General features: G+C 40.1%; 17 protein-coding genes. 8 read left to right on the forward strand and 9 right to left on the reverse strand.

Features of this window, described 5'->3' with window-relative positions:
- Positions 1-50 precede the first annotated feature (50 nt).
- Positions 51-2177 carry a glycoside hydrolase family 16 protein gene (locus GQR47_RS00840; protein WP_024596976.1) on the forward strand — a complete coding sequence of 709 codons (2127 nt, stop codon included), beginning with the start codon at positions 51-53 and terminating at the stop codon, positions 2175-2177.
- A gap of 242 nt (positions 2178-2419) precedes the next feature.
- A complete protein-coding gene (locus GQR47_RS00845; protein WP_024596977.1) occupies positions 2420-5353 on the forward strand; it encodes a TonB-dependent receptor in 2934 nt (977 codons plus the stop codon).
- Positions 5354-5666: 313 nt separating this feature from the next.
- Here the strand turns inward: GQR47_RS00845 and GQR47_RS00850 are convergent, their stop codons facing one another.
- The 4 genes from GQR47_RS00850 to GQR47_RS00865 all read right to left on the reverse strand — a co-directional run bounded on the left by GQR47_RS00850 (position 5667) and on the right by GQR47_RS00865 (position 10787).
- Positions 5667-5966 carry a hypothetical protein gene (locus GQR47_RS00850; RefSeq protein WP_024596978.1) on the reverse strand — a complete coding sequence of 100 codons (300 nt, stop codon included), beginning with the start codon at positions 5964-5966 and terminating at the stop codon, positions 5667-5669.
- Positions 5967-6267: 301 nt separating this feature from the next.
- On the reverse strand, positions 6268-8439 hold the full coding sequence (locus tag GQR47_RS00855) for an SEC-C metal-binding domain-containing protein (RefSeq protein ID WP_024596979.1): 2172 nt from the start codon (positions 8437-8439) through the stop codon (positions 6268-6270).
- Positions 8440-8569: 130 nt separating this feature from the next.
- Positions 8570-8833 (reverse strand): hypothetical protein, encoded by a 264-nt coding sequence (locus GQR47_RS00860; RefSeq protein ID WP_024596980.1) that lies wholly within the window; start codon positions 8831-8833, stop codon positions 8570-8572.
- A 433-nt stretch (positions 8834-9266) separates the two neighbouring features.
- Positions 9267-10787, reverse strand: a complete 1521-nt coding sequence (locus tag GQR47_RS00865) for an aldehyde dehydrogenase family protein (RefSeq protein WP_024603552.1) — start codon at positions 10785-10787, stop codon at positions 9267-9269.
- A 171-nt stretch (positions 10788-10958) separates the two neighbouring features.
- Here GQR47_RS00865 and GQR47_RS00870 point away from each other — a divergent pair, with 171 nt between their 5' ends.
- Complete coding sequence (locus GQR47_RS00870) at positions 10959-11852, forward strand: AraC family transcriptional regulator (protein WP_024596981.1); 894 nt, start codon at positions 10959-10961, stop codon at positions 11850-11852.
- Between the two features lie 80 nt (positions 11853-11932).
- Complete coding sequence (locus GQR47_RS00875; protein WP_165723382.1) at positions 11933-12964, forward strand: LacI family DNA-binding transcriptional regulator; 1032 nt, start codon at positions 11933-11935, stop codon at positions 12962-12964.
- 95 nt (positions 12965-13059) lie between these two features.
- Here GQR47_RS00875 and gtfA read toward each other — a convergent pair whose 3' ends face one another.
- Positions 13060-14532: a sucrose phosphorylase gene (gene gtfA / locus GQR47_RS00880; protein ID WP_165723383.1), complete on the reverse strand. Its 1473-nt coding sequence runs from the start codon at positions 14530-14532 to the stop codon at positions 13060-13062.
- A gap of 176 nt (positions 14533-14708) precedes the next feature.
- Here gtfA and GQR47_RS00885 point away from each other — a divergent pair, with 176 nt between their 5' ends.
- From GQR47_RS00885 to GQR47_RS00895, 3 genes are all read left to right on the forward strand, one after another.
- Positions 14709-15935, forward strand: a complete 1227-nt coding sequence (locus GQR47_RS00885; RefSeq protein ID WP_039488390.1) for an MFS transporter — start codon at positions 14709-14711, stop codon at positions 15933-15935.
- A gap of 171 nt (positions 15936-16106) precedes the next feature.
- Positions 16107-18503, forward strand: a complete 2397-nt coding sequence (locus tag GQR47_RS00890; RefSeq protein ID WP_024596984.1) for a TonB-dependent receptor — start codon at positions 16107-16109, stop codon at positions 18501-18503.
- Between the two features lie 113 nt (positions 18504-18616).
- Positions 18617-19564, forward strand: coding sequence for a carbohydrate kinase (locus GQR47_RS00895; protein WP_154902963.1), 948 nt, complete (start codon positions 18617-18619; stop codon positions 19562-19564).
- Between the two features lie 45 nt (positions 19565-19609).
- On the opposite strand, the gene GQR47_RS00900 is transcribed toward GQR47_RS00895, so the two are convergent.
- The 3 genes from GQR47_RS00900 to GQR47_RS00910 form a co-directional block, all read right to left on the reverse strand.
- On the reverse strand, positions 19610-19999 hold the full coding sequence (locus GQR47_RS00900) for a nuclear transport factor 2 family protein (protein ID WP_024595726.1): 390 nt from the start codon (positions 19997-19999) through the stop codon (positions 19610-19612).
- A gap of 82 nt (positions 20000-20081) precedes the next feature.
- Entirely contained in the window at positions 20082-20732 is a 651-nt protein-coding gene (locus tag GQR47_RS00905; protein WP_024595727.1) for a DsbA family protein, read from the reverse strand.
- 40 nt (positions 20733-20772) lie between these two features.
- A complete protein-coding gene (locus GQR47_RS00910; protein ID WP_024595728.1) occupies positions 20773-21651 on the reverse strand; it encodes an MBL fold metallo-hydrolase in 879 nt (292 codons plus the stop codon).
- Positions 21652-21770: 119 nt separating this feature from the next.
- Between GQR47_RS00910 and GQR47_RS00915 the strand changes: the two genes are divergently transcribed.
- The gene (locus GQR47_RS00915) at positions 21771-22658 is read left to right on the forward strand and encodes a LysR family transcriptional regulator (protein ID WP_024595729.1); all 888 of its coding nucleotides are present in this window, start codon (positions 21771-21773) and stop codon (positions 22656-22658) included.
- 95 nt (positions 22659-22753) lie between these two features.
- Here the strand turns inward: GQR47_RS00915 and GQR47_RS00920 are convergent, their stop codons facing one another.
- Positions 22754-23134, reverse strand: coding sequence for an STAS/SEC14 domain-containing protein (locus GQR47_RS00920; protein WP_002960091.1), 381 nt, complete (start codon positions 23132-23134; stop codon positions 22754-22756).
- Positions 23135-23137: the final 3 nt, after the last annotated feature.

Below are 23137 nucleotides of genomic sequence, written 5' to 3' on the forward strand. Positions count from 1 at the left end.
CTCAAAAAACAATTAATCTGACAATAATCTGTTGAAACCGGGGTTCAGTTATGAACATTGAAACAACGCACATTACACGTTTACTTGCCGCTATCTCTTTAGTTACGTTAGCTGGCTGTGGTGGCGACTCTGCCACTAAATCAAATTTTGAAAATGTAGATGCCTCTGAGCCAGTTTCAGATTGGCAAATGGTTTGGAGCGACGAGTTTGAAGGCTCAGCCATTGATACAAACAAATGGAACTATGAATTAAACTGCGATGGCGGTGGTAACAACGAGAAACAGTGTTACACCGACAGCGAGCAAAATGCATTTATTGCAGACGGTGTGTTAAACATTGTTGCCCTACCCGCTGAGGAAGGTGCAGAAAAACCTTATACTTCAGCACGCTTAAATACGCGTTATAACGCCGACTTTACGTATGGCCGTTTTGAAGTGCGCGCCAAACTTCCATCAGGACAAGGTAGCTGGCCAGCATTTTGGATGCTACCAACTGATGAGGTTTACGGCACTTGGCCTCGTTCTGGCGAAATAGATGTTTTAGAATCAGTAAACCTTAAAACACCGGATGAAGACGGCGGTATAGAGTCTAGTATCCACGGCACCCTTCATTACGGACGCGCATGGCCAGATAACAGCTATACAGGTAAAGAATACAAATTCCCTGAAGATACTAATCCAGCAGATGATTTCCACACGTATGCTGTTGAATGGCAAGAAGGTGAAATTCGCTGGTACGTAGACGGTTACCTTTATGCAACTCAGCGTCAATCTGAGGTTTTATATAATTCAAAAAATGAGCCTGCGGGCTTAAAACATCGTGGTTGGTTTGCAGAATACTTTGAACAAGGTTCTGGCGAACTTACAACGCATTGGGATAGCGCACCATTTGATAAAGACTTTCACTTATTGCTAAACCTAGCAGTAGGCGGTGACTGGCCTGAAAACGTAAATGATTTAGGTGTAGACGCTAGCGCATTTGAAAATGGCCAAACTTTTGCTATTGATTACGTACGTGTTTATCAATGTGCATCGAACCCTAATACTGGTAAAGGTTGTGAAACCATTCGTCCAGGTTACAACAGCTTAGACGATGCCTTACTTGAGGGTGATGCCCCAGTTCCTATAGCAGGAGGAGTTACTCCATTAACCATATTTGGTGATTCTTTTAATATTAATTGGCCTGCGTGGGATTGTTGCGGAGGTTCAACTCCTGCAATAGTTGTTGATGAACAGCAAGGTAATACAGTTGAGTTTAGTGTTGGTGAAAACCCAACAGTAAACGGCTTTATTTCAAGAGCGGAAAACATCACTGATGAGGCGGGTGTAGCCTCCCCTTTTGATGCTACGCCCCTGTTAGCACAAGGGTATTTTCAATTTAAAATGAAAGTAACTAGCGCACCTGCTGATGCAAACTCTACATGGGTCGTTAAGCTTGAAAGTGCAGGAGATGCACCAACTGCGGCCGAATTACCTATTACTCAAAGCGTTGAAGGTATTGCTCCTGTTGTAGGACAATGGCAAACATATACATTTAAATTAACCGATCTTGTTGCAGCAAACTTAGATATTAGCGCTATTGATGTAGTGATGATTTTTCCTACATGGGGCACTGGTAATGGCGCTGTATATAGAATAGACGATGTGAAAATCACGCAAGATTTTCCAGAGCTTAATGTGTTCACAGATACTCAAAATCTTGATTGGCCAATGTGGGACTGCTGTAGCGGCTCTACGCCAGTGGAAGTAATGGATGATGAAGAGCATGGTATAACAGCGGAATTTACAATAAATGATACGCCTACAGTAATGGGTTTTAACAGCCGTACATCTGTTGGCGGAAGCGGTGAGGCATTTGATGCAAGCGCTATCATAACGGTTGGTCAAATTACGTTTGATATGAAAGTTACGAGTATGCCAAGCACACCCGACGCGCCATGGTTTTTCAAAGTTGAGTCAAACGAAGGTGACTCTGCCGTAGAGCTTGCACTTACTGAAAGTGTTGAAGGCATTGCCCCTGTTTTAAACGAATGGCAAACATATACTTATACACTTTCTGACTTATCGGCTGCCGGTTTAGATGTAAGTGCGATAGATGTATTAATGATTTTTCCTAATTGGGGCCAAGGTGCTGGCGCAGTATATCGTGTTGATAATGTAAAAATTTCAAACCCATAATTTAGATTTCACTGACAAAATTCTAGGTGTTTATACCAATTGCATTAAACAAGAGATCTATTATAGCGCTAAGAAAATAGCACAATAACAAGGCGAAAATTGTGACATATAGTTGTTCTATATAAATAATTTTTAACACAGTTAGTGAGTTGTTTAATGCGATAGAATGATCATATTTTTAGTAAAATTGGTATTACACAGCACCTTCACTCTTGAACAACATTTTATAAAGCAGAGCTATTATGAACACATTCAATTTTAAAAAGAGCCAACTTGCGGCTTCTGTGTCTCTCATCATTGCTGCGAGCACATTAAACACAGCTATTGCGGCAGAAGCAGAAACAAGCGTTTCATCTGATGTAGAAGTTATTGAAGTAAAAGGTATTCGTGGTTCACTTATTCGTTCTATGGATATGAAACGCGACTCTTCTGGCATTGTAGATGCCATTTCATCTGAAGAAATGGGTAAATTCCCAGATACCAACTTAGCAGAATCATTACAACGTATTACCGGTGTATCGGTTAGTCGCGCAAACGGTGAAGGTAGCCAAATTACAGTACGTGGTTTTGGCCCTGAGTTTAACTTAATAACCTTAAATGGCCGCCAAATGCCGGGCACAGGTTATACACGTTCGTACAACCTTGAAAACATCGCCTCTGAAGGTGTAAGTGCGCTTGAAGTATTTAAAACAGCACGTGCAGACGTGCCAAGCGGTGGCTTAGGTGCAACAGTTAATATTTCTACTGCGCGCCCTTTTCAAAAGCCGGGTCAAAACTTTTCAGCAACCGTTAAAGCAAATCACGACTCGTCAAACGAAGCTGGTGATGACGTAACACCAGAGTTTTCTACTGTTTACAGCAATACTTTTGTAGATGACACTTTTGGCTTTGGTTTTTCGTTTTCGCACCAAGAGCGTGACTTTCAAAAACAAAGTGCCAATATTCAAGGCTGGCAGGCAAACGTAGACTTACCTGAATTAGATAGCAGCAACGTCGTTGATAACCGCACAGACCCTGCAGGTAACTACTACTTCCCTAAAGACATGAATTACTCTATTGAAGATGTAGAACGTGAACGTACAAACGGACAAGTTACCTTTCAATACGCACCGGTAGATGGCTTTGTAGCAACACTTGATTACACTGCAAGTAAAGCAGTTACAGGTTCTCAAAGTATTGGTTGGGGTATTTGGAACGACTTTGGTAGCAATATTAATGGCTACGAGCTTGATGAAAATGGTACGGCTGTTTATGCTGATATTAGCGGTAACGATGCCTCGTTTACAGCCAACAAAGGCACTACAGAAGTAAAAGCGCGCTCACTTGGTTTAAACCTAGATTGGGAAATTAGCGACACGTGGCACGTAGAGCTTGATTACCACGACTCTAAAAACGAAACTGATAACGGCGCCGACAATGGGCTGGGAAGTGCCGGCCAAGTAATTTTAGGTTCTGATCAGCTAGCTAATAAAATTTATGATTACCGCACGGGCGAAGTACCCAGTGCACAAGTTAATTGGTTAAATGGCACAAGTGAATTAACGCCTGGCGAAATTGATTCAAACTTTAGTCAGTTTACTCACTCACCGGGTGAGTCAAACATTGAACAATTACAGCTACATACAACATGGTATAACGAAAGTTATGACATTGGTTTAGTTAAAGTTAAATTTGGCGCATCACGTACAGAACAAAACACCGGTGGTTACACCGCGTGGAGTGGTTTAGTAGGTGGTCCAGGCTTTAACCCATCATATACAGAAATATTCCCAGACGGCATGTTTACCCGTCACGATACATCGGGCCTTTTAGATCAATTTGAAGGGGGCGGCAGTGACTTACAACCTGGTTACTACTATACCTACGATTTTGACGAAGCTGTTGCGCGCCAAATTGCTTACTTAACAGCTGATGTGACAGGCGGCGATGCATACGCCGCAAATGCATATATGGATGGTATTGACAGCGAAAGCTACGTAGAAGAAATCACTAATAGCTTTTATGTTCAATCAAGCTGGGAATTTGACGTAAGTAACTACTACGTAAAAGTAAATGCAGGCCTACGCTATGAGCAAACAGATGTAACCAGTACTGTGCGCCAACGCGTTGAAGATCAAGTTAATTGGATCAGCGCTTCTGAGTGGATCATGCAATACGCTGCTGGCGGCGATGATAACTTCTTAGAGCAACAAGGTGATTACGATGTTTTACTGCCTTCAATCGACGTAAGTGTTGATTTAACTGAAGACGTAGTAGCCCGCGTATCTTGGGGTAAAACAATGTCGCGTGCACCACTGGGTAATTTAGCCGGTGGCCGCAGCTTAACAGGCAGCCCAAAACCAGGTTCTCGCACAGGTAGCCAAGGTAATACAAACTTATTACCGTTTGAATCAACAAACCTTGATTTATCACTTGAGTATTACTACGCAGAAGGCAGCTACGCATCTGTTGGTTACTTTAAAAAAGACGTTGATAACTTTATTCAAACCACTATTACGCAAACCACTATTGATGGCTTGCACGATATTTTAAACGGCCCTCGTTACTTACAAGCCGTAAGCGATATTGAATCACGTGGTGAGCAAGCAACAACCGACGCTATTTTTGCACAAATGATTGCCAGCGGTTACGGCAATGCAAATGGCGTTATTGAACCAAACAGCGACGATCCGCTAATTACATGGAATATTAGCCAACCACAAAACACCGACAGTAAATCGGTAGATGGTTTTGAAGTAGCTGTTCAGCACTTAATTGGTGAAACCGGTTTTGGTGTTGGTGTTAACGCAACGTTTGTAGATGGCGACGTTGAATTTGATAGCGAAAGCCTTGATCAACAAGCACCGCTTACAGGCTTAAGTGACTCAGCTAACTTCCAAGGCTTTTACGAAAAAGACGGCCTATCAGTTAAAATTACTTATGCATGGCGCGACTCATACCTAATTGGTGTTGGCCAAGCGCAAGGTTCAGCTGATGCGCCTCCGCAATATGCTAAAGCGTATGGCCAATGGGATATGAGCGTTAACTACGATGTAAACGAAAACGTAACGGTATTTTTTGATGGCATAAACTTAAATAATGCCACCGAAGAAGGTTACGGACGTTACGAAGAGCAGTTCTTATTTGCTAATCAATACGGTCCTCGTTACTCAATTGGTGCTCGTTACACGTTTTAAACTATTCCCTAGTTAGAATAGTTAAGCCGCTTGTTTCAACAAGCGGCTTTTTTTATAACGTTTTTATTTGCTCAAGCAATACATCAGTTGTCCAATCAATGCCGTTATATGCCACATCGGGTTGGTAAAAGTCTCCTGCCCCATGTAGCGCATAATACAGTGATTGTATTTTGTTTTAACCAAGCCTAATTGCAATTACCACAAAACAACTAGTCTATTTTTTAGGCAAAAATCTAATGCATATTTTACTAAACTGCAAAGTTAAGATGGGTGCTTCGTTTATTTTTACCTAAATGCCAGCTCTAGAGATTGCTTAATGCTTGAGTAGACGAATCCATTCATCGGGGTTTGCTAAAATAAAGTCATAAGTATCTTCATTATCTAAAGTGATTGTTATGGCATCGCTTGTTAGTGGTAAAATGCCTGCGCCTGTCCCTGCTGACTTTTCAATTTTTACGATTGCGCTTCGTGTAAAAGTATAAGGCCCTAAACCAGCACTTTCATTGTATGGCTCAAAACGTACTTCACCTTGCGTTACATAAAATTTACCATCGGCTTTTGCAACACCACTTTGATACGTAGCGGTAGATGATTTGAGTATTTTATTGTTCATTCGGCGTTCCTGCTAATTAATGTACGTCAATAAAATGTATTCACTTTAGTAAGTTATATAGCTTTATGCTTTAAGGCAATTAGTTTGTACCTAAAAAGCAAATTATGATGACACCTACTTTATTTAACCCATTAGAATCTGGGCATCAAAAAACGCAAAGTTTGGATGGGTTTATTGTTAATTCTTCTACATCTTGTTAATTCTTCTACAGCCTCAACGCCAAGCTCACCGGTAAATTGGGAGCGTAGCGAGTAATTTATCCGCGTGCAGCTTTTTGTTAGGCATAGTCGGGGCAAGCTCCCTATTTTAAGCAGCACTTCTTGTGTTTTTTCCCACTACCACATGGGCACTTTTCATTACGCCCAATCTTCTTAGATTTTCTAGTTACTGTGTTAAAATTAACCTTACTTTTTCCTTTCAATGACTGAGGCTTAGGAAGACCCTTAGTCGCCTTGTCCATTTCATCAGACTGTTCCCATTTAAACTCTTTACTAACACCAAATCTCAACCTTTGGGAACTGGTGCCAATGCATACACCGAACCATTGGTCAGCCTTCTGCTCATATTTCCTGACCTCACAATGACGATCTAACCGCTTCGCAGCCTCGGAATCTGAGTCATTGTTGCAGTGAATAGTAAGCCCCGTACTTCCTTCACTTATGCCAAGTGTTAAATCATGATGTTTACCATCTTTTTTCCCCAATTCAACTAGCTTCGATATTCCGTCATTAATCATTTCGATTGTGTCGCCACTAAGTGTCAACAGCATAAAACCGAAATCTACAGTGCCTGAATGTTCACGCAATTCAATGTCTTTAACCAATCTGTCGAAGTGCGTTCCTTCGTACTTTGTTAATATCCCATCTGGAGTCTCACTGCCAGGAATGCCATCTCGTCTCGTCATCATTGCAAGATCTAAGTCAGCGCAAATGTCATCTCCTAGCTGCATCATTGTGTATTCACCATCCATCCAGAGATTTTGTTTTAGATGGTATGACAAGATCGTTAGCTCGTGAGTGGATAATATTTTATCGCCATACAGCGTTCTTCTGTTGACGTAGCTTAGGAAGTGCAAAGGAGACCTTAGCATCTCTGTTGCAACATCCAAGAAGAAAACATCCATCACAAATGCTGGTTTAATCAAATCGGTAGGATTTTGCTTGAGGAACTGCCTAGCTTGAAATGACAAAGCGGGATAATGATCAGATACCACGCAGAAGGGGTAGATTTCTTTAAATTCTCTTCTGATGGTTATTTCATTACCCTTTTCGTCTAAGAGCTTATAGTTATTGTCAGATAAATAATTTGAACATGAAAAGGCTTGGTCATATGCATCTTGAACGGCTTTTTTAAAGTCATCTTTTAGAGATAAGTCGTTCCCTTTGCGGGCAGCTATAGTCAGTTTCTTTGACTTTGCCTGCAATACTATTGCTCTATTTGCAAACACTACAAGAACGTCTATTTCACCAACTTTATTGCGCTTCGCATCAACAATATCAACATTCTGAAAAACTCGTTTTTCTCCGAAAACTCGCACAAGCCTTCTGCTTGAAAATTCTTCTGTAAATTCGCCGCGATGTCCCATCGCAATACTTCTGTACGCCGCATCCGAATTGAACCAAAAAAACGGCGTTTCGTATAACGCTTCTACCAAACTGTAATTTTGAAACAGTAAGTATTTATCTTCTTCAAGCTTTATTATTGGATAGGCATTTATTGGATTAAAGTCATCTAAGGATATGAAGTCGTTTTGTTCAATTGGCGAAACAAAAGATTCAATAACACAGCTACAAGCCTCAACATCCAATCCGGACTTAGCGGCTATTTCTCTCAAGGAAAAGGTATAAGCTTCAAAGAAAGTCCATTCGTTTGGATGTTTATTTGCTAAACCAACAAGAGCATCATTAATCTTGTCGTTCTGCAACACCTGAATTGCTGATACAACAGACATGACTTGCTCAAGTGAATAGCCTTTGTTTTCAATTAGCCATGCGTTATCTTTTCTGTACTTATCTTCAGCTAGATCTCTATACTGAAAGTGGTATGCTGATTCACCCCCATAAAAAATTGACTCTCTTAATACAGCGCCAGAATTGAAAGGGTTAAAGTCAGCATCACCAATTTTATTTGGGTCAAATATCTCTTGCATTGGTGGCATCATGGAATGATGCAACTCCTGAAGTAAAGCATCTGTTCCGCTAATATATTCTTGCATCACTTCTGGCGAAGGTATTGTTGCATCTATATTCTTTTTACTTGCCAGTCCAATTAGTGTAGATATTTCTGTTCTTACCAAACGCTCCATTGAGAATTGTTGCAATACATCTTCAGGCTTCACTTCATCAGCGTATCTGATGGTGTTATCTCGAAAACAGAAATATGCGATTGCGTGGATGTAACCGGTAGATTGGCAAAGAACTTCTAGTTCTTTAAATATTTCGCTTTCCTTTCTGGCTATTTTATTTTCCGGCATCCAGTGCTCTCCAGATTGTATTGCCTAACACCCACATAAGGGGCAGTAACGCATGGGCTAGAATCCGAGCGAAGCGACAGAGCCCATGCGTTACTGTCCCAGCGAGCCTGCGAGCGGCTTAAAGTGATTGTTATATTTTTTTACCAAGCTTCTCTGAGCGGCTTTTTTTAACCTGTTTTTTTGAGTCCGTCTTTCCTTTGATAAATTCTTCAATACGCTCTATTTCATTTTTTTGAGCGATATCTTGCTGCTTTATCGAGTAAGATTTAGCTTCATCCTTGGTGCTAAACGATTTCATAACTTTTCCATCTACATCGATAACATCATAGATGATTTTATTTCCATCTTTTCTAGACTCAATCGGATAGAGAAGCTCACTGTTTTCAGAATTCAAATTTGTTTCCTTAAAATATAACAACTTTGTCTACGACATTTGTCGTTTTATAAACCGACAAATGTCCCTATATTACAATGCATTTATCTTAGCCAGCAAATAACCACCTGTAAACAATTAGTTAACTACAAAGAAATCTCCGTTAATGCTGTAACACACCAAAATGGGGGAGAGCAGTAATATCCGACAATGCATAAATCACTGCACATTTTTAGAGCAACTTTTATAAAAAGTTAATATCGTAAAATCGTTTTTAACGCAGGTAATGAGTTATTAAAACGCTTAGGTTTTAACGTTTTGAACCCGGCTGGTATTGTACTTATATATTACAGCACGCTTAAAGTAGCGTTGTGAGCAATGTGAATAAAAGCGCTGCAAATATGCAGCGCCCTCATTACTTAATGGTTGTTGTGTTTAAGTTTGAATTGCTTTATTAGAAAAAGCCGAGCGGGTCTTCGCTATAGCTCACTAATAAATTTTTAGTTTGTTGGTAGTGATCGAGTGCTAGTTTGTGTGTTTCACGCCCTATTCCTGATTTTTTATAACCACCAAATGCAGCATGTGCTGGGTACATGTGGTAACAGTTGGTCCACACTCGGCCAGCTTCAATTTTACGCCCCATGGTATAAGCACGGTTCATGTTTCTGCTCCACACCCCTGCGCCTAAGCCAAATTCTGAGCTGTTGGCAAGTTCGAGTGCTTCGGCTTCATCTTTAAAGGTCGACATAGAAATAACAGGGCCAAAAATCTCTTCTTGGAATACACGCATGTCGTTTGTACCTTTAAGCAGTGTAGGTTGTATGTAATAACCACCATTTAAATCGTCATTTAGCTGCTCTACGTTTCCGCCGGTGAGTACTTCGGCGCCTTCTTTTTTACCTATGTCTATGTAACTAAGTATTTTATCAAACTGTGCTTTTGAAGCTTGAGCGCCCACCATGGTTTCGCTGTCGAGTGGATTGCCACGTTTAATTTGTTGGGTACGTTCGAGTATGCGCTCAATAAATTGCTCGTATATATCTTCTTGAATAAACAATCTTGATGGACAGGTACATACTTCGCCCTGGTTAAAGTAAGCAAGTACGGCGCCTTCTATGGCTTTTGATAAAAACGCGTCGTCTTTTTCCATTACATCATTAAAAAATATATTGGGCGATTTACCGCCAAGCTCTACCGTTGAGGGAATAATGTTTTCAGCAGCACATTTTAAAATATGTGAGCCGACAGGTGTAGAGCCTGTAAATGCAATTTTAGCAATGCGTTTACTTGTGGCCAGTGCTTCGCCTGCTTCTTTACCAAACCCATTTACAATATTGAGCACGCCTGCAGGCAGTAAATCACCAATAATTTCCATTAAAACTAAAATAGATGCTGGAGTTTGTTCGGCTGGTTTTAGTACCACACAGTTACCTGCAGCAAGAGCTGGGGCAAGTTTCCATGCGGCCATTAAAATAGGGAAGTTCCACGGGATAATTTGCCCAACCACACCTAACGGTTCGTGAAAATGATATGCCACCGTGGTTTCGTCAATTTCACCAATACTGCCATCTTGCGAGCGCAGGCACCCTGCAAAGTAGCGAAAATGATCTGCCGCGAGCGGAATATCAGCAGCGAGTGTTTCACGAATTGCTTTACCGTTATCCCATGTTTCGGCAACAGCTAGTAACTCTAGGTTTTGCTCAATTCGGTCGGCTATTTTTAGCAGTATGTTACTTCGGTCGGTCACCGACGTTGTGCCCCATTGCTCTCGCACTGCATGCGCTTTATCGAGAGCCAGCTCTATGTCGTCTTTATCTGAGCGCGGTATTTGGCAAAACACCTTACCGTTTACTGGGCTTATATTATCAAAGTATTGGCCATTTACTGGCTTCACCCACTCTCCGCCAATGTAGTTCCCGTATTGTTGTTTAAAGTTTACGAGTGCGCCATCGCTACCTGGATTTGCATATATCATGTGTGTGCTCTCTTTATTGTTGTTAGCTAAAGGTCGAACATTTATATAAAACAAAATGCTTTATATTTAATCAATGTTGATTGACATTAAACTAACAAGTACCTAAAAACTTGATTAGCTGTCCACAAAAGTTGTCTGTGAGTCCAAACTAATAAAACCTAAAGGATTGATATGCACACATCTCAGTTAAACAAAAAACGCCAACAACTTGATGTATTAATAGAAAATAAAGTCACATTCGCTGCAGATAGCAGTGAGTTGAGTATCTACGACACGTATCAAAGCGCGCAAAAGGTAGCACTGCACTCAAACGAGCTGCTGTTTTGTGCCATGCTAAGCGGCAAAAAGGTAATGCACGTAGAAAGGAGCCAATACCATAAAGTATTTTTACCACACGAGTCGTTTGTATTAGCGCCAGAGCAAGGTGTTTTAATTGATTTTCCACAAGCATCAATGCACGCCCCAACCACCTGTTTAGCCATTGAAATTAGCACAGATAAAATAACGAGCGTGGCGAATGCACTAAACATGCAGCAAAATTTTGCACACGATGGCTTATTTGAATATGTACCTCAGTTAGTGCATACCCAACATAATATTCAAACGCAGCAATTATTAGAGCGCATGGTGCATTTATTTAGTGAGCAAGGCGCACAGCGACATTACTTGATTGATTTGTCGTTGAACGAATTGATCACCCGTTTATTACAACAACAAAGCCGCGAGCTATTGCTAGCTAGCTGCGATAAGCCACGCCTTAAAACAAAAGTGAGCGATGCCCTGCTTTATATTGAAGAACACTTAAGTGAAACGCTCGACATAAATACCTTATGCAAAATAGCATGTATGAGCCGAAGTAAGTTTTATCATCAATTTAAACTCGCATTTGGCACTACCCCAGCCCTTTGGCAGCAACAGTTAAGACTAAAAAAAGCGCGTACTCAATTACTACAAGGCCATGCAATTAGCCAAGTGTGCTTTGATGTTGGATTTAATAGCGCGAGCCACTTTAGTCGCCTATTTAAACAAACCTTTGGCATTGCGCCTAAAGAATGCCGACATTAGCCCTAAAATCTTATTTTTTTACTTTGCTAACGCCCTGAATATGTTAGTTTATTAACATGTGTATTGAGTAAAGAATTGGTATGAGTAAGCAAACCCGCTGGACCCTAAAAAGTATTGCTAAAGAGTTAGGTGTGTCTAACGCGACAGTATCTAATGCGTTTAATCGCCCTGATCAGCTATCGGCTAAACGCCGAGACGATATTCTTGCAGCGTGTAAAACTTTGGGCTATTACGGGCCCAATAAGGCCGCGCAATCGTTGCGTAATGGCACATTTAATATTGTCGCTTTAGTGCTGCCCGATAGTGTGGAATACATGGTGTCGGACCCTGTAGCTAGTAGCTTTATGCGCGGTGTTACCTCAGTGCTTGAAAAAAACGGCATTAATGTTTTATTGTTTTCAGGTAATAGCGATACCCTTAATAACATAGTCGACTTTGTCGATGGCTTTATTTGTTATGGCCGCCCTCGTAATAACGCGTTAGTTGAGCAGTTAAAAACAGTGTCTAAACATGTAGTGACAATTGATTTTGATATTGCTCGCAATGCCTCTGTAAATATTAATAACGAGCAAGCAAGTTACGAAATTGCTAAACACGTACTGCATAATCAAAGCGATAAAGTGGCTATATTAGGGCTTAGATTACTTGATGAAAACGTATTATGCCGCGTGTATGAACACCACGAATTTGAAACCGGACAATCTATTTCGCATCAACGTTTACGTGGTTATCAACGCGCTTTAAGCGAGGCAAATATTACGGTAGCTGACGATCGTATTTGGAACATTCCTGAAAGTAGCGAGCGTTTTGCTAATATTGCTGCTAAAGAGGTTTTAAGTGCCTCCCCTCGTCCTAACGTTATTATTTGTATGAGTGATTTAATTGCGCTTGCCACAATGCGAGAAGCAATAAAACAAGGCATAAAAATAGGTGAAGAACTGCGTATTGTGGGCTTTGATGGTATTGATGAAGCAGCCCGGTTTGTGCCTCGCCTCACCACCATTCATCAAAACAGCCAAGAAAAAGGCGTTATAGCCGCTGAATTATTTATTTCTAAAGAAGAAAAAACTCAGGAAGTCAGTTACGAATTAGAGATTGGTGCGAGTAGTTAGCTTACAAACCTTGTAATAGTTTTATGTGTTAAAAAGCCAAGCTACTTAAGCTTGGCTTTTGCTTTACATGGCGTTTGTAAATTACTTTTATAACATTAAGCTAAAAATGAATTTAAGTTAATCGTTGTTTCTTCATCACCATTTACCTGCGTAATAAGTGCATGGCGTAATTTAAAATCAACAGTAAGTGAAATAGTTTGCTCATCTAGTTGCCACGATAAACAACACATACTGCCTTCACCTTGGGCGCTAAATTCACCTGCAAATGCAGGGTGTGAATTGCGAATTTTAATTAATTCAATTAAACCTTTTACTACAGGCTTATTTAAGGCTTTGTCGATTATATTTGCATCTAAATATGGGCGGTTAATATCACGGCCTACATTTGTATTTGTCAGTAATTCCATGTCGTTTTCGCAAGCAAATAGGCCGCCGTAATAAACTTGTGGTACACCTGGAGCAAAAAATTGAATTGCACGCGACAGTAAGTAATCAAAGTCTTTAGCGCCTAATGCGTTGTAGTACGTACAGTTAACTTGATATAAGTCGACATTACTCGCCGCAGCGCCCGTAGCTTGGCGGCTTTGGTTGTTGCTGTTGGCGTGCATTGTTTCTACTAGGTTATCAATCTGCTGTGCATTTAATAGCCCTGGTTTGTCGCCCATTGGACCTGCGTCAATAATGCCAATACCGTCATGTGTATCAAGTACAGTTAAGCAATTACGTGGCGAAATTTGTAACCATTTGAGCAGTGCATCTACATCGTTGTTAAATAAGCTGTGTAAAATAAGCGGTGGTAACGCAAAGTCGTAAACCATATTTACGCGTTTTGCCACTTCTACCTGAGTTTGATAATGGCTATGAATTTCTGCAATGGTTTCCATGCCTAAATCGTTTGCTTGCTTAGATAAGTTATCTAGGTAGCCAAACGTTTCATCAAGCATAAAGCAGTTAGTGCCAGCTTGCTTAATAGCGTAACCCGCCGCATCTAAACGAATAATATTTACATTGTTAGCCGAAAATTTAGTGAGTACGTTATTTAAATACGCAACACCGGCTTCTATTTTTACGTTTATATCAATTTGGTTATCGGTAAAAGTGGTCCAGAAGTCATACGTTTTACCATCACCACATTTCATTGGGGTAAAGCAACTACCAGGACGTGGGCGGTAAATTGCTTTTTGCTCAGCTTCGCTCATACCATTTGGAAATACATCATCTTTGGTTAAAAACAAATCCCAAAATTCTGATTGCTTACCTTTAGCTAATACATCTTGAAACTGAAAAGACTGCGCCGATACATGGTTAACAATTAGGTCAGCCATTAAGTCGAGATCTTTACCTAATACTTGTATGTCTTCCCAAGTGCCTATTCTAGAATCAACTTCACTATGGTCAATAGGGTCAAAGCCAGCATCGCTGCCATCAATAGGATTGTAAAATGGCAATAAGTGCACACCACCAAATACGCCTTTTAAAGGGCCGTTTAAAAGTGTGGTTAGCGCGCCTATATTTTGGCCAGTGATTCGATCAGCATATGTGATCAATTGAACTTTATTCTTCATCATTGTGTGATTACCATGTTGAATCTTAATCGATTAAGATATATCTTTAACTAGCGAGTAAGAATTTACAAGTAATTTTTAATAATTTTACATACAAATTTCGTGTCTCACGTAATACTACAGTAAGCAACTGACTGACTTACGAAGTATTAATAGAGAATTTAACGAGGAATAAACACATGACAAAATCACACACTCACGTAAGCAGCGACCCACTGCAACAAATACGCTGGCTTACATACATGATGTTTTTTATGTTTGCCATGACCTCTGACGCAGTCGGCATGATAATCCCCGAACTTATAAAAGATTTCGGTTTGAGCATGACTCAAGCTAGTGCATTTCATTACGCTCCTATGGCACTCATTGCCTTTAGTGGATTATTTTTAGGCTTTTTAGCTGACAGCCTTGGCCGTAAAAAAACCATTATGCTAGGTCTATTAATATTTTCCGCGAGTTGTTTTTTATTTGCATTTAGCACCAGTTTTACTTTCTTTTTAGTATTGCTTTGCTGCATAGGCCTGGCCATTGGTTTATTTAAAACCGGCGCACTGGCATTGCTTGGCGATATTTCACATAGTAACGACGACCATACTAAAACTATGAACAAGGTTGAGGGCTTTTTTGGCATTGGCGCTATTGTAGGCCCTGCCCTAGTTGGTGTTTTATTAGTGCAAAACGTTAGTTGGACATACCTGTACATTACTGCGGGCGTAATGTGTTTAATCCTTGCTTTATTAGCATGGCGCGCAGACTACCCTGACGTAGTTAAAACAACTGAAAAGCCAGCCTCTTTGGCCACGACCATGAAAATGGTAAAAAACCCTTATGCACTTGGCTTTTCTTTAGCTATTGCACTTTATGTAGCGACTGAAGTGGCTATTTATGTATGGATGCCAACGCTATTAAAGGACTACACAGGCTCTTGGCCACTCCTTGCCACTTATGCACTTACTATATTTTTTATACTACGTGCTGCAGGTCGTTTTATTGCTGTATGGTTACTAAATCGTTATAGCTGGCAAGGTGTTATGGCTTATTTAAGCTTAGGTATTGCGCTTTGTTATGTGGGTACACTTATTGGTGGCGTTGACTGGGCTGTAGGGTTACTACCTCTTTCAGGTTTATTTATGTCTATGGTTTATCCAACTTTAAACTCTAAAGGTATATCGTGTTTTCCTGCTGAGCGCCATGGAGCCGTAGCCGGCGTTATATTATTTTTTACCGCATTATCGGCTGCTTTAGCTCCTTTATTTATGGGTATGATCAGCGATTACTTTGGCCATGTGCGCTATGGCTTTTACTTAGCAACAGGGTTTGCCGTGATTTTATTTGTAGCTATGTTGTTCAATTATTTACGCGACCCATCAATGAGTGCTTTACAAGAAAATAACCCAACAGCTTAATAAATTTGTATCTCAATACAATAAAAAATACTTTTAAAATCAACATATGAATAATAAAAGAGCAAATTAAACACAAAATAATTTGCTTATTGTAAAATATTTGTTATTTTTACTTAATCGATTAAGTGAAAATAACAAATCCTACTGGGTTCAACACAACGAGGCGTTCACATGACAACACACAATACACCTTTATATTTAATCAGCGCTTTAGCACTTGCCGTAAGTCAAGGCGTTAACGCACAAGAAACAGACCAAGCAACACCTGAAGCATCACAAAACAAAGGTCTTGAAACAATTGTTGTAACCGGCGTACCACGTCGAACAACAATCATGGCTTCAAGCGTTTCAGTTAGTAGCGTATCACTTGAACAAGTTCAGGTGTCTACTCCTCGCTCAACAGCCGAGGCTTTTAGAATCATTCCTGGTATCCGTGCAGAATCGACAGGTGGCGAAGGTAATGCAAATATTGCTGTTCGTGGCCTGCCAGTTGCTTCAGGCGGTGCAAAATTTTTACAATTACAAGAAGATGGTTTACCTGTACTGCAATACGGTGATATCGCTTTTGGTAATTCAGATATTTTTATGCGATTAGATAACACTGTGCAAACTATCGAATCGATTCGTGGTGGCTCAGCATCTACTGCCGCAAGTAATGCACCTGGTGGCATTATTAACTTTATCTCTAAAAATGGCGAAAACGAATCTGGCAGTGTATCTACAACACTTGGCTTAGATTACGACAGCGTTCGTACAGACTTTGAATACGGCACTTACTTAACCGATAGCGTGCGTTTTCATGTTGGTGGTTTTGTTCGACAAGGCGAAGGCCCGCGCGAAACAGGTTACACGTCTAATAAAGGTGGCCAAATAAAAGCTAATCTTACTAAAGATTTCGACAACGGTTACGTTCGCCTTTATTACAAACACTTAGACGATAAGAGTGTTGGCTACCTTCCTATGCCAATGTACTCAAATGGTGACTCTATTGCTGGCTTTGATGCGCAATCAGACACACCTCACTCAGCGTTATTTACTAAAACAGTACGTTTAAATGGTGAAAACCAAATCAGTAGCGGCGATATTCGCGATGGTATGAATCCAAAGGTTGACTCTGTTGGTTTTGAAGCTGTATTTGATTTAGATAACGATTGGCGTATCGAAAACCGTTTTCGTAAATCATCAATAAGCGGCAACTTTAACTCGCTTATTCCTGCAGAGGTTGGCAGCGCATCATCTATTGCACAGAGCATTGGTGGTGTAGGCGCAACACTCAGTAACGCAAACACGGGCGCTGCATTTAACGACGACCTTGCTATGCGAATTCATACGTTTGACGTAACAATGAACGACTTCGATTCATTAGTTAACGACTTTAAACTAACTAAATCGTTTGATGATGACACCAGCATTACCTTTGGTTATTACGCGTCAACACAAAACATTGCTATGTCGTGGTTATGGAATTCATACCTTATGGAGCTTAAAGGCGACAATGCTGCATTATTAAATGTTACTGCAGCTGACGGTACTGAATTTTCAGAAAATGGTTTATATGCATATGGCACACCTTACTGGGGAAACTGTTGCCAACGTGATTACGACACAGAGTACGACACCCGTGCACCATACGTTGCATTCTCTACTAAATTAGGCGACGTAAGCATTGATGCAAGTGCCCGTTACGACAGTGGCGAAGCTCGCGGTAACTATGCAGGTGCCGTAACATCAACTGTAGATATGAACCGCGACGGTGAAATATCAATCCCTGAGCAAAACGTTGCAGGTATTGATACAGCAAACGCAAGTCCAGTAAACTATGACTGGAACTATTCTTCTTATTCAATTGGTGCTAATTATCAAATTGACCCAAGCCTTGCTACGTTTGCACGTATTAGTAAAGGTGGGCGTGCAAATGCTGACCGTCTTTTATTTGGTAAAGTACGCGCCGACGGCTCTGTTGCAAAGGAAGACGCTGTTGATGAAGTAAACCAGTTTGAGTTTGGTGTTAAAAAGCGCTTTGATTCATTATCAGTGTTTGCTACTGCGTTTTTTGCCGAAACTGAAGAGCAAAATTTTGAAGCAACATCACAAACGTTTTTTGACCGTGAATACGAAGCAAAAGGGATTGAAATAGAATCTACTTACTTTATTGATGCATGGGATTTTCGCGGTAATTTAACTTGGACCGATGCAGAAATAGCAAAAGATGCGCTTAACCCAGATGTTGTAGGTAATACACCACGTCGTCAAGCCGATTTAATTTACTCATTAATGGCACGTTACAACTATGAAAAAGGCGCTGCAGGGGTAAGTTTCATTGGTACTACCGATGCATACGCTCAAGATAATAACGATCTACAATTTGACGGCTACACACAGGTAAATGGCTTTGTAAGCTATGACTTATCTGAAAACCTTAATATTGCGCTTAATGTGAATAACCTCTTCGATACAGTAGGTATTACAGAAGCAGAAGAAGGTTCAGTACCTGAAAATAACATTATTCGTGCCCGTACTATTAACGGCCGCACAACGTCGGTAACTTTAAAATACGCTTTTAACTAAATGTGTGTATTGCGCTGCGGTGAGTAGTCACTGTAGCGCCTTTTAAAGTATGAATAAATAACACCCTTCACGTTTTTTAGCCTAGCCTTGCTAGGCTTTTTAGGATATTCCAAATGACTAAACTCCTGTGCTTAGGCGAGCTATTAATTGATATGCTGCCACAAGATGCTAATAACTCAGCCTATTTACCTATACCAGGTGGCGCGCCTGCCAATGTAGCTGTTGGCTACGCAAAACTCGGCGCAGAGGCTGCATTTTGTGGTGGTAAAGGGGACGATCATTTTGCCAATCAATTAAGTAATGCATTAGCGCAATACAATGTAAATACAGACTATTTATTTACCATTGCAGGCTCACAAACCGCCATGGTTATAGTAAGCCTTGATGAAACCGGCGAGCGTAGTTTTGGCTTTTATCGCCATAACACAGCCGATGTACTATTAACGCAGGCGCATTTAGCGCATATAAATTGGCAAGAAATAAGCACACTACACTTTTGTTCAAACACATTAACCGAATCAGCAATTGCCAACACAACGGTTAAAGCGCTAGAACTTGCAAAAGCGAATAATAAGCTCGTCAGTTTTGATGTGAATTTACGCTACAGCTTGTGGGAAAACACAAACGATATAGCAAGCAATGTAAAAGCCTGTTACACCTATTGTGACATAGTAAAACTCTCGCGTGACGAACTTAATTTTTTAGCTCAGCATAGCGATACAACGAGCGATGATTACATTCAAATGCTATTAAATACCGGAGTAAAACTGGTGTTTTTAACCGATGGACCAGAGCCTGCCACGGTTTACCACAGCGCATTTACACTTAACGAATCGGCACCAAAAATAAACGCCGTAGATACAACAAGCGCAGGTGATGCATTTATAGCGGGGGTTTTATACTACTTAAATAACTTAGGAAGTGATTTACCACTAGCAGATAAACTAAATGATAAAGCGAGCATAAAAGGCGCCCTGCACTTCGCTCTTAAATGTGGCTCTAAAGCGTGTTTAGCTAAAGGGGCATTTCCGGCATTACCTGTGCTGGCTGATGTACTTTAATAGACCTAATGTTTTTTAAGTTCAAATATATGCAGTAACGCGTAGTTACTGCATAGCATCAAACACCATTTTACTATCCACTATTTGTTCAAAGTGCGTTATTTTTTGATTTTTAAGCTGCCAAATATGCGCGACCCTAGCTTGCATTTTTTTACCCGTTTTAATATAAGTACCAGAGTACGTGCCATACACTACAACAGTATCATCTTGGGATAAGTAGTTTTGTGGCGTAAACGTGTAGTTATACCACTCGCTTGCAAGCTTTTGAAAAACATGTTCAGTAATGTCATTCATACCATGGTATGTATCAGCATAAGCAAAACCGTCAGCCTCTTTCCAAGTAATAGTATCACTTGCATGAGCAACTAAATTTTGCCCATTCTCTTGTGATGTTTTGCCTTCATACGTACTTTTAATTATGTCTATGTTGTTCATTTTTGCACACCCTTGCACTATAAAAAGGAAGCTCAATAAAGCTGTAATATAAACAGCTTTATTATTTAGAAATTTCATCACACTATACTAGCGCAACTGATTGCTGTAAGTAGGTAACCCACTGCTCAGTTTTTCCATAATAATGGGCTATATCGGCTTTTTGCCACTTACCTGTGTTAAATTCAAATGCTGCACTAGGAAAGCCTTGCCCATGAATATCGTGCAATAAGCCTCGGCTTTGTGCTATATGTTGATCTGTTGCACCGCCTTCTAGCGCATTAAAGTGGGTTTCAAATAAGGCCTTGTTTAAACCCAGCTCCAATGCAATATCAGTCAGTACATGCAGCTGCATAATGTTTTTACCCTGAGCATAATAAGCATGTTGAATACTATTAAGCATTTCCCCACCTGATATACCAAGCGCTTGCGCTGCCAATATAGCGGTAATAGCCGGAGCCGAGTTGAGTATAATATCGTTGGTTTTTAAAAGCCCATCAGTATAGTTACTACCAAATACCTGACCGGTTTTCTTCGCTATGACACTGTCGTTTTTAAGTGCAAATTCACGCCATGCAGGAGTCACAGGTTTGACATTATCACCTGTTAGCATACCTCCACTGTGTACTTTTACAATTAAACCATCAATATTTTCAGCAGCGGTGATCAAGGGCACGCTGCCGTAAGTCCAACCACATAAAGGGTCAACAATTATATGTAACGTTACGTTTTTCATTAATATTTCCTATCTAAATAATTGCTTAACGCAAGGGCACTTAGTGCCATTGCATCTCACCCATAACCACTTTTGAGCCCAACTCTAAAATGCTTCTTGCACCTAAATCAGGGTAAGCTTGAGTCATTATCTCTACAAATTCAGTTGAGTTTTTTGCATTTTTTGCAGCGCTATCCGCTTTATTTAAGTATCCTTTCATGAATGACACACCAGAAAGGTCTTGTTTACTGCCCTGTAAAAAATGACCTGGAATAACAGTCTGTGGTTTTAAATTCTCGATGTTATCTAATGTTGACTGCCAAGTTTGACGCTCTGCAGCAGTGCTCGAATCGGCCAACCACACATGCATTTGATCAAATACTACAACCCCACCCAGCACTGTTTTTATAGAAGGGATCCAAAGGTAAGTATGCTTTGGATCATGCTGTAAATTTTTAATAATAATTTCTTTCCCATCTATAGTTAGGCTATTAGATAGCATTACTTCTGGCAAAATAAGTTCTTTAGGTGCATTGCTCTTTAAAATAGGCCCCCAATAATTTAACTTTCCTTGCATTGAGCGCTTAATATTCTCTACTGTTGATTTAGTCGCTAATAACTTTGCTTTTGGAAAAGCAGCTTTAATTACATCTAAACCAAAGTAAAAATCAGGGTCGCTGTGACTAATATAAACAGCTGTTAATGTTTTACCGCTCGCTTTTATTTTTTCAACCAATGCTTGTGCATCATTACGCTGAAATTGGGCATCCACTAATAACACTTCGTTATCACCACTTATAATGCTTGATGAAACAGCAAAAATACTTTTGTCTTGTGGGTTATATACATCAACAACTAATTCACTTTGCGCTAATACCGGTTGCATTAATGTGCTTGCTAATAAAGCTGTTGCTGCTAATACGTGTTTAACTTTTTTCATTCTCAGTAGCCTGTTTGTTATTTCGTTAAGATGAGGCTATTGTATGTTGCAATTTAAGAATGAAAAACTAGGCAGAATGCAACTATCTGTTGCATAAATCGAACATATAGGCAAAGTGAATGGATAGAATTATTGCAGCTGATGTATTTATAAAAATTGTAGAGCAGAAAAGTCTAGCCGGTGCTGCCCGTGCTTTAGATATGTCTAGATCTATGGTTACACGGTATTTGAATCAAATGGAAAAGTGGGCAAATACCCAACTACTCCATCGGTCAACAAGAAAAATAACACTCACGTCAGAGGGTGAAAAAGTACTTAATCATAGCCGAGAGCTCATTGCCATCGCCCAAAACATCAGTGCGCCAATAGAAAGTAATAACAGATTAAACGGGCAAATTAGGTTGTCGTGCTCGCCTTTTTTAGCACATGATGTACTACCAGATATGTTGCAACAATTCTTGCACGCTCATCCCGAAGTCAGTATTGATGTACAAATTAGTAATCACGTTACAAATTTGGTAGAAGAGCGAATAGATTTAGCAATTAGAATTACCAATGACTTAGATCCTAATATAATTGCTCGCCCACTTGGGAAATGCCATTCAGTATTATGTGCAAGCCCAGAATATTTAGAAAAAAACTCTAAGCCTATAACTACGGATGATTTGAGTCGCCATAACTGTTTGAACTATTCACGGTTTGAAAAAAGTATGTGGCATTTTTCACACCCTGAAAAACCCGTATCTGTAGCGATTGCTGGTAACTTCAGTGCTAATGATTCGAGCTTACTGTTAAAAGCTGCTCTTAATAATCAAGGAATAACTCTACAACCTAAGTTTGCTGCGCAGAAATATATAAATAATGGAACGTTAATACATTTACTACCACACCTTAAACCACAAACTTTGAACATATACGGTATTTACCGCTCTAGGAAACATCAGTCACTTGCACTTCGTTCATTTATTGATAGCTTAGTAACGTATTTTGATAAAATTGATACTTAACAATAAGCGAAAACTATTAAACGTTCGCTATAAGTCCTTTATTTAAGAGTTGAAATAGCGCTTTGTAAGCGCTATTTTTTGAAAGAAGGGATTTATTATTCGTCTAGCCAATCTATGGCTGCGGTAGCATTTTCAAAGTATTGAACCTCACCCGATATAAACCAGTTACCTATTTTGGCCATTCGAGCTTGCCACTCTTTATTACCGTAAATAGCTACTTTTTTAAATTCTTTAGAGTGCTTAACACCTAACTTGAGGTCGTCCCACGCTGCGCGTAATTCCCAACCTTCAAGCTCGCTACCATCTATTAAGGCGTTTACAACTGGGTGCTTAACTTCGCCAAGAGCTGAATTTATCATTGGGGTAATTATTTTGTAGTCGTCGTGAGTAAGCGTACCAACGGCTTTAAGTTTTAAAAAAAACTCTCTTCCTGCACGTTCAAGACCAATCGATAAACCATGTGTTGTGTGTACCATTAC

Source organism: Pseudoalteromonas sp. Z1A2, assembly GCF_011378755.1.
Taxonomy (GTDB): Bacteria; Pseudomonadota; Gammaproteobacteria; order Enterobacterales; family Alteromonadaceae; genus Pseudoalteromonas; species Pseudoalteromonas distincta.